The 8,426-nt window shown below is 71.3% G+C and carries 9 protein-coding genes and 2 tRNA genes; 7 read left to right on the top strand and 4 right to left on the bottom strand.

The window, feature by feature from the left end:
- Positions 1-64 precede the first annotated feature (64 nt).
- From ehuB to VT52_RS29770, 6 genes are all read left to right on the top strand, one after another.
- Positions 65-979, top strand: coding sequence for an ectoine/hydroxyectoine ABC transporter substrate-binding protein EhuB (ehuB, locus tag VT52_RS29745; RefSeq protein ID WP_046416587.1), 915 nt, complete (start codon positions 65-67; stop codon positions 977-979).
- On the top strand, positions 976-1,695 hold the full coding sequence (ehuC, locus tag VT52_RS29750; protein ID WP_046416603.1) for an ectoine/hydroxyectoine ABC transporter permease subunit EhuC: 720 nt from the start codon (positions 976-978) through the stop codon (positions 1,693-1,695). The genes ehuB and ehuC overlap by 4 nt, the downstream gene beginning before the upstream one ends.
- Positions 1,692-2,342 (top strand): ectoine/hydroxyectoine ABC transporter permease subunit EhuD, encoded by a 651-nt coding sequence (ehuD, locus tag VT52_RS29755; RefSeq protein ID WP_046416589.1) that lies wholly within the window; start codon positions 1,692-1,694, stop codon positions 2,340-2,342. The genes ehuC and ehuD overlap by 4 nt, the downstream gene beginning before the upstream one ends.
- Positions 2,332-3,114 (top strand): ectoine/hydroxyectoine ABC transporter ATP-binding protein EhuA, encoded by a 783-nt coding sequence (gene ehuA, locus VT52_RS29760; protein WP_046416591.1) that lies wholly within the window; start codon positions 2,332-2,334, stop codon positions 3,112-3,114. The genes ehuD and ehuA overlap by 11 nt, the downstream gene beginning before the upstream one ends.
- 213 nt (positions 3,115-3,327) lie before the next feature.
- A complete protein-coding gene (locus tag VT52_RS29765) occupies positions 3,328-4,086 on the top strand; it encodes an IclR family transcriptional regulator (protein WP_046416592.1) in 759 nt (252 codons plus the stop codon).
- Between the two features lie 121 nt (positions 4,087-4,207).
- A tRNA-Lys gene (locus VT52_RS29770) sits at positions 4,208-4,284 on the top strand.
- Positions 4,285-4,360: 76 nt separating this feature from the next.
- Here the strand turns inward: VT52_RS29770 and VT52_RS29775 are convergent.
- The 3 genes from VT52_RS29775 to VT52_RS29785 all read right to left on the bottom strand — a co-directional run bounded on the left by VT52_RS29775 (position 4,361) and on the right by VT52_RS29785 (position 7,644).
- Positions 4,361-4,966: a lytic polysaccharide monooxygenase auxiliary activity family 9 protein gene (locus tag VT52_RS29775; RefSeq protein WP_046416593.1), complete on the bottom strand. Its 606-nt coding sequence runs from the start codon at positions 4,964-4,966 to the stop codon at positions 4,361-4,363.
- A 158-nt stretch (positions 4,967-5,124) separates the two neighbouring features.
- Positions 5,125-6,282 (bottom strand): SPFH domain-containing protein, encoded by a 1,158-nt coding sequence (locus tag VT52_RS29780; protein ID WP_046416595.1) that lies wholly within the window; start codon positions 6,280-6,282, stop codon positions 5,125-5,127.
- A 72-nt stretch (positions 6,283-6,354) separates the two neighbouring features.
- Positions 6,355-7,644: a peptidoglycan-binding protein gene (locus VT52_RS29785; RefSeq protein WP_046416596.1), complete on the bottom strand. Its 1,290-nt coding sequence runs from the start codon at positions 7,642-7,644 to the stop codon at positions 6,355-6,357.
- Between the two features lie 186 nt (positions 7,645-7,830).
- Here VT52_RS29785 and VT52_RS29790 point away from each other — a divergent pair.
- Positions 7,831-7,904, top strand: a tRNA-Lys gene (locus VT52_RS29790).
- 103 nt (positions 7,905-8,007) lie between these two features.
- On the opposite strand, the gene VT52_RS29795 is transcribed toward VT52_RS29790, so the two are convergent.
- On the bottom strand, positions 8,008-8,426 hold a 419-nt coding region (locus VT52_RS29795; protein WP_206306640.1), incomplete at its 5' end, for an Ig-like domain-containing protein.

Genomic DNA, 8,426 nt, shown 5'->3' on the forward strand with positions numbered 1-8,426 from the left:
GACGCGTCGTGCGGCCGGAAAACCAGGGCGCATACCCCGGATCAGCTTGGGTAGCCGCGCCGCCATGGCTCCACCACATGGGAACGACGGACATACTTTCCGGCCACAACACAGACCCAGCAGAAGGACGTTGCTCGGCTCCGTCGCGGCGCTCGGGGCACTGGGTGCCGCGGGCTGCGCCCGGGTGGCCGCCGCGGGCCAAAACGGCGGCGAACTGCTCGACCGGCTCCGCGCACAGGGCGTCGTACGGCTCGGGATCGCGGGTGAGATCCCCTTCGGGTACATCGACAAGAACGGCCATCTCACGGGCGAGGCGCCCGAGTTGGCGAAGACGGTCTTCAAGCGCCTCGGAGTGGACCGGGTGCAGCCGGTGCCGACCGAGTTCGGCTCGCTGATACCCGGCCTCAACTCGCAGCAGTTCGATGTCGTCGCGGCCGGCATGTACGTCAACGCCGACCGCTGCAAGCAGGTGATCTTCGCGGATCCCGACTACCAGATGCTGGATTCGTTCATCGTCCGCAAGGGGAACCCGAAGGGGTTGCACTCCTATCAGGACGTCGTCGCGAAGAAGGCCAGGTTCGCCACCGGCACCGGGTACGCCGAGATCCAGTACGCCGTCGACGCGGGCTACAAGCAGAGCGACATCCTGATCGTGCCGGACCAGGTGGCCGGGCTGAACGCGGTCGAGGCGGGCCGTGTCGACGTGTTCGCCGGTACGGCGCTCACCACCCGCGAGGTCGTGAAGAAGTCGGCCAAGGCGGAGGCGACCGCGCCGTTCGCGCCGCTGATCAAGGGCGAACGGCACATCGACGGCGGGGCGTTCGCGTTCCGGCCGACCGAGACCCGGTTGCGGGACGCGTTCAACGCGGAGCTGCACAAGCTCAAGCGGAGCGGTGAACTGTTCCGCATCCTGCGGCCGTTCGGCTTCACCAAGGCCGAGATGACGGACCTGACGGCGAAGGAGCTGTGCGGGCGATGACCTCGGGGCTCTGGGAACTGGTACTCAAGGGCGTCTGGACCACCGTCCAGCTGCTGGTGTTCAGCGCGCTGCTGGCCGCCGCGGTGTCCTTCGTGATCGGCCTGGCGCGCACCCACCACCGGTGGATCGTGCGCTTCGTGGCCGGCGTCTACACCGAGATCTTCCGCGGCACCTCCGCGCTGGTGATGATCTTCTGGGTGTTCTTCGTACTGCCGGTCGCCTTCGGCTGGCAGCTGGTGCCGATGTGGGCGGGCACACTGGCGCTCGGTCTGACGTACGGCGCGTACGGCTCCGAGATCGTGCGCGGGGCGCTGAACTCGGTGGATCCGGCGCAGAAGGAGGGCGGGATCGCCCTGAGCTTCACGCCGGCCCAGCGGATGCGGCTGATCGTGCTGCCGCAGGCGGTGCCGGAGATGATCCCCTCCTTCAGCAATCTGCTGATCGAGCTGCTCAAGGGCACCGCGCTGGTGTCGGTGATGGGCATGGGCGATCTGACGTTCAGCGCCAACCTGGTGCGCCTCGCGCTCCAGCAGAGCGCGGAGATCTACACGTACGTGCTGCTCATCTACTTCGTGATCGCCTTCGTGCTGACCCGGCTGATGCGCGGCCTGGAGAAGCGGCTGAAGGCCGGGATCGGCCGGGAGGCCGGCACGGAGCCCGCGGCGCGTGAGCTGAAACGGGCACGGACGACCGGGGTGGGCGGTGGTGTCGCATGAAGTGGGACTGGCACGCGGTGAGCGACTTCATGCCGCACTTCTGGGACGGTCTGCTGGTCACCCTGCAGGCACTGGCGCTGGGTTCGCTGCTGTCCTTCACCCTCGGCCTGGTGTGGACGCTGCTGATGCGGACGCCGACCCGGTGGGTGCGCTGGCCGGTCGGGGTGGTCACGGAGTTCGTGCGCAACACCCCACTGCTGGTGCAGCTGTTCTTCCTCTTCTACGTGCTGCCGGAGTGGGGCCTGACCTTCTCCGCGCTGTCCACCGGCGTCTTCGCGATCGGGCTGCACTACTCGACGTACACGATGCAGGTCTACCGGGCCGGCATCGAGGCGGTGCCCGTCGGCCAGTGGGAGGCGGCGACCGCGCTGAACCTGCCCAGGCGGCGGACCTGGACCGCGGTGATCCTGCCGCAGGCGATCCGCCGGGTGGTCCCGGCGCTCGGCAACTACGTGATCTCCATGCTCAAGGACACGCCGATGCTGATGGTGATCACCGTGCTGGAGATGCTGGGCCAGGCCCGGCTCTTCTCCCAGCAGCGCTTCCAGTTCACCGAGCCGCTCACCGTGATCGGCGTGGCCTTCATCCTCATCTCCTACCTGGCCTCCCTTCTCCTGCGAGCCCTGGAGCGACGCCTTGTCCGTTGAGACCCGTACCCAGCCCTCCGCCACCGCCGCCCAGCCGGCCGACCTGATCCGTCTGGAGCGGGTCACCAAGCGCTTCGGCGCCAACACCGTGCTCGACCAACTGGACTTCGCGGTCCAGCCGGGCAAGCACGTGACCCTGATCGGGCCCTCCGGCTCCGGCAAGACCACGATCCTCAGACTCCTGATGACCCTGACGAAACCGGACGAGGGGATCATCACCGTCGACGGCGAACCGCTGTTCCCGGCGCCGGAGAAGCAGGTCCGGGAGGTGCGCAAGAAGATCGGGATGGTGTTCCAGCACTTCAACCTGTTCCCGAACATGTCGGTGCTGCGCAACCTCACCGAGGCGCCGGTGCAGGTCCTCGGCCTGTCCAAGGACGAGGCGGAGGAGCGGGCGCGGGAGCTGCTGGAGCTGGTGGGCCTCACCGACAAGTGCGGGGCGCGCCCGGCCCAGCTGTCCGGCGGGCAGCAGCAGCGGGTGGCGATCGCGCGGGCGCTGGCGATGCGCCCGCGGGTGCTGCTGCTCGACGAGGTGACCTCCGCGCTCGACCCGGAGCTGGTCGCGGGCGTGCTCGATCTGCTGCGGGACATCGCGCGCAGCACCGACATCACGATGCTGTGCGTGACCCACGAGATGGGCTTCGCCCGGGACATCTCCGACCAGGTGCTGATGTTCGACGGCGGCCGGGTGATCGAGTCCGGCTCCCCGGAGAAGATCTTCAGCGACCCGGAGCAGGACCGCACCCGGGAGTTCCTCGGCGCGGTTCTGTGAGGGTCGCGGACAACGGGCGAGGTCCAGCCACTGGGGCATGACCCTGGCATATGCCAGGGGGACTTCGTCCCAGTCGGAACAGCCGCCGGGACGAGGGGGACGAGCCGGAATCTTGTCAACGCCCCCTCCCCGGCGGCCGTTTGCCCGTTATCGTGGTATCGCCGCACCGTCCGGAATCCACGGCCCAGCAAGCGAGCGCAGAGGGGACCCACCGTGGCGCTGATGCACGAGCCGACCGCCCCGTACAACTCCGCCCAGGACGCGCTGCGCGTGCTGGAGACCGTGGCGCACACCGCCGCCGGGGTCACCGGGACCGAGCTGGCCCGGCACACCGGCCTCGGCCCCGAGCGGCTCACCACGCTGCTGCGGATGCTGCGCCGCGAGGGGTACGTGGAGCAGATCGGCGGCGGGGCGTACGTCACCGGCGACACGCTGCGCCGGCTGACCTCGGCCCAGGACCGCGAGCGGGCCCTCGCCGACAAGCTCCAGCTGACGCTGGACCGGCTGCGCGACTCGGTCGGCGCGGCGGTCTACATCAGCCGGTACGTGGACGGCGAGGTCAAGGTCACCCAGTACGCGGCCGGGCCCGCCACCCCGGCGGTCAACGAGTGGGTGGACTTCCGCTACTCGGCCCACGCCACCGCGGTCGGCAAGAGCCTGCTGACCCAGCTGGACCACAACGGGCGCCGCGACCACCTCGCCCGGCACAAGATGGCCCGCCTGACCTCGCGCACCATCACCAGCGACAAGCTGCTGCTGTCCCGCCTGGAGTCCCAGCCGCCGACGGTGCCGGTGCTCGACCTCCAGGAGTACGCCGTGGGCACGGTCTGCGCGGCCGTCCCGATCACCGCGGGCGCCTCGGTGGGCTGCCTGGCCGTGTCGCTCCCGTTGGAGCACGCGCACCGGCTGAAGCGCGCCGCGGACACGCTGAACCGGAGCGCGGCGCCGGTGCTGCTGTCGCTGGCCATCTAGGGCCTCTCGTCTGGATCACGCCGGGCTCGCGGGGATCACGGGGACGTGGTCACGAGCACCCCCCGGGACCAGGTAGTATTTTCTCTGTCGCCGGCCGCGGAGAGCGGAAGGCGAGAGTCAAGCGCCGCTAGCTCAGTTGGTTAGAGCAGCTGACTCTTAATCAGCGGGTCCGGGGTTCGAGTCCCTGGCGGCGCACCATGACGATGGCGGTCGGTTTTCGCGTACAGCGCGAACACCGACCGCCATCGCCGTTTTCCCGCGGCCTCGGCGTGCCTCAGAAGTTCACGTCCGAGCAGGCGTAGAACGCGTTGCCCGTGTCGGCGATCGTCCAGACCGCGAGGATCACGTGGTGTCCGGACAGGCCGGTCGGCAGGGTGCCGCTGTGACTGAGCGTCGCCGGCGGCTGCTGGCCGTTGTAGGGCACCGTCAGGAACGGCGTGAGGGTGAGGTCCGAGCGGGACAGCCGGTGGTTCTGGTTCCAGCCCTGCTTGGTCACGTAGTACTTGAAGTCCGTCGTGGCGTGCCGGGCCGTGAACTGCCAGCGGAAGGTGTACGACTGCCCGCCGGTCACCTGGGTGGTGGGCCAGGCTGCGCCGGACGGGGTGGTCGGCGAGCTGAGCTGGGCGAACCGGTCCACCCCGCCGTCGCAGAGCCGGCCGTCGGCGGGCCCCGCGGCAGGGAAGCCCTTGGGGCCCTCGACGCTCTGCGGCTCGTACTGGATGTCGCCGCAGCCCTTGACCGTGCCGTTGGCGCAGAGCTTCTGCCTGCTGACGGGGAGGTCGGTGTAGCCGTGCCCGCTGGCGCCGCCGGTGGAGAGCGCGAACGCTCCGGCGGTCACCACGCCGAGCACGACTGCGGACATTCGGGTCTTGATGCGCATACTGCCGCTCCTGGAGAACGTGGGGGGTTCACTGAGCCGTGCAGGGGAAGGTCTAGACCAAGTCCCAGACTATGGGCGGCACTTGAGCGTGTCCATACCAGTGGCGGAGACGGTGGCCGGGCCCGGCGGCGGAGACCTCCCGGCCCGGCCGCCACCGGCTACACCCGCTCCCCGCGCCCGGCACAGAACGCCACCGTGAGATCCCGTACCAGCGCCTTGCGCTCGCAGTCGTCCAGCTCGACCAGGCCGCTCGTGGTCAGCCGGGTCACCGTGTCCTCCACGGAGTCCACCACCGAGCTGAGCATGCTGGCCCGCTGCCGGGCGTCCAGCGCGGCGATCCGACGGCGCTCCATCGCGGCCGCGACCTCCGGGGCGTACTCCACCCGCAGCGGCTGCACGGAGAACACCTCCAGACCGGCCGGCGCGGTCTGTGCCGCCACCAGCCGGGTCAGCGTCTCCCCCGCCGCCGCGGGCCCGCCCCGCCCACCGCCCGCCGGCTCCACCGGCACCCGGGCCAGCGCCGCCTCCACGCACTCGCGCAGATACCGCTCGTGGTCCTCCAGACCGAGCACCGCCCGCGCGGTGTCCCGCACCCGCCACACCACGAGCACGGCGACCCGCAGCGGCGTGCCGCCCGGATCGGTCGCGGGGATCGCCTCGCTGCGCCAGTGCCGCAGCCGTACGTCGACCCAGCGGCGCCGCAGCAGCGGATTGACCCAGAGCAGCCCGGTGCGCCGCACCGTCCCCCGGTAGCGGCCGAACAGGCCCACCACCCAGGCCCGTCCGGTGCGCCCCCGGGCCAGCCCGCCGAACCCGGCCGCGCCGAGCAGCCCGGCCCCGGCGTACGCCGCCCACTGCGCCGGGCCGAGACCCGCGCCCGCGGGCGCCGGCAGGCGCAGCGCCTGGGCGGCGAGCGGCGGCAGCACCCCCGCCCACCAGGAGGCGGCCAGGCAGCCGGTGACCCCGCAGGCCCCGGCGAGCACGCCGGCCGCCCCGGGCAGCACCCGCGCCTCCCGTTCCGTCAGCTCCGGGTCGATCCGGGGCAGCGGGCGCCGCGGCGCCGATGCCGGGCGGCTCGCGCGCGGCAGTTCACCGGTGCCCTGCCGGCGCCCCACCACGGCGGGCTTGAGCGGCACCCGCGCGGGCTCCTCCCCTCCGGGGCGGTCGCGGCCCTCGGGGTCGTCGCGGAAGAGCAGGTGGACCGGGATCTCGGTGGTGGACTCGTTGCGGATCAGCCGAGCCTGGCGGGTGCCGGTGACCGTGGCCGGACGGGGGCGCCCCTCGGACTCGGACGGTGTGTGGGTGGTCGTACTCATGCGTGCCTCCAGCCTCCGCGCCAGATGCGTCATGAACGTGAGCTGACAGGTGATGTGCGGCGGTCGAGGCCGTCAGGAGAACAGGCGGCGCCAGGTCTCGGGGCCGACCGAGCCGTCGGCCGCGCCGCCCCGCCAGCCCTGACCGCGCTGGAAGGCCACCACGGCCTGCCGGTCCGCGTCGCCCCACCGCGGACCCGGGCCGTCGCCGTAGAACCGGCCGAACCCCCTGCGGGTCAACTGGACCCCCAGCCGGGTGACGTAGTCGTTGCTCTGCCCCGGCCGGAAGTAACCCTTGCCGGGGTAGCCGGACACGCCGTGCGAGGCGGGCTCCACCGCGCCCCGGGCGATGTCCCGGCCCCGGCCGGAGGCGAGCAGTTCCCAGGTACGCGGGCCGGGCAGCCCGTCGGCCTCCCCGTCCTCCCAGCCCTGGGCCCGCTGGAAGGCCTCGGTGGCCCGCCGGTCCGCCTCGCTCCAGGCCGGGCCCGGACCCTTCGGGTAGTACGGCGCCGCGCCCCGGGCCATCAGCATCTGCCCCAGCTCGGTGACGTAGGCGTTGACCGCGCCGAGTCCGAAGGAGTCCGCGCCGGGGAAGTCCGGGGAGGTCTTGCCACCGGCCGCCTCGGCGCCCGCGCTGCCGGTGGCCAGGCCCTTGTAGCGGTAGGGGACGTAACTGCCGGCGTGGCTCCAGTAGGGGTAGGGCGTGGTCCGGCTCCGGGCGTGCGGGGGTGTCTGCTCGTAGACCTTGTAGTGGGTGTGCGCGGAGTCCGTCCAGCCGCCGAAGATCACCACGTGCGAGCCGTTCTGGGGGTTGGCGGTGTTGTGGAAGAGCAGCATGTCGCCGGGCTGGAGCTGGGACTTCTTGATCTTCACGCCGTACCCGGCGAGGCTGCCCGTCCACTGGTTGCTGTTCAGGCCCCAGGCCATGGAGACGTAGCCCGAGCAGTCCTGCCGGTAGCCGTCGGTCCAGTAGCGGGCCATGCTGTACGGCACCTTCGCGGTCACCCAGGACTTGGCCCGTTTGATGATGGCGTTGCGGGTGGTGCGCGGGGTGAGGACGCCGCCGGGCCGGGTGGAGCCGCCGCCGGGACCGTGCAGCGGGGCCTCGGCCCCCTGGGGGGTGTCGGGCTCGCCATCGCCGGAGGCGGCCTGGCGGGGCGGGGGGTGACCGGCCGGGAGGGCGGCCGCCGGCGTCACCGCGCCGAGGGCGGCGGACACGGCGGCCATCACGAGCATCCCGCGCTTCGCGGGGAGGTGGGCGGGGCGGCCGGGCGGCCGGCGGGTAGTGGTGCGGCGCCGGTGGACACAGCCGGGGCAGCCGCAGTCGCGCGCGGGTTCGAACTCCTCGAACGCCGGAGCGGCCATGCGATCCGCCTCACATTCATGGTGTTTTTGTCCGCTTGTGTGCACGTTGATCAGTTTCTCAACTGTCTACGGAACGCGCACTTTGACGGTCCGAATGATGTACGGACCCCCGGCGGACCACCGGTGGACCACCTCCCGGTGGTCCGAAGCACCCCCACGGGTCAGGTAGAGTTCTCTTGTCAGCAGGCGCCGCTAGCTCAGTTGGTTAGAGCAGCTGACTCTTAATCAGCGGGTCCGGGGTTCGAGTCCCTGGCGGCGCACTAGCGATAAATACGCTGACCTGGGCGTTCTCGGTATCCGAGAACGCCCTTCGGCGTTCCGGTCCCGGCCGGAGTCGGCCAGGACCGGAACCGGTGCCCTCACTCACATGACGGTGTGGGTGTCCACGGGTGAGGTGGAGGCGGTGTAGGCGGAGCTGCCGCCGTAGGCGGCGGTCAGCGCGTGGGACCCGGCGGTGAGGGCGGACGTGCTGAACGTGGCCACGCCCCCGCTGAGCGTGCCCGTACCCAGCAGTGTCGCCCCGTCGAAGAAGCTGACCGTACCGGCCGGCGTGCCGCCGCCCGGCGCCACCACGGTGACCGTCGCCGTCAGCGACACGGTCTGCCCCACGGTCGAGGGGTTGGGCGCGGAGGACAGAGCCGTCGTCGTAGTGGCCTTGTCCACCGTGGTGTTGACGATCGGCGAGGTGGAAGTGTTGAAGTTCGCGTCGCCGTTGTACGCCGCACGGATCGAGCGCACCCCTACGGGGAGGGTCGATTTCGTCAGGGTCGCCACGCCACCGA

The organism is Streptomyces malaysiense (assembly GCF_000980885.2).
In the GTDB taxonomy this organism is placed as follows: Bacteria; Actinomycetota; Actinomycetes; order Streptomycetales; family Streptomycetaceae; genus Streptomyces; species Streptomyces malaysiense.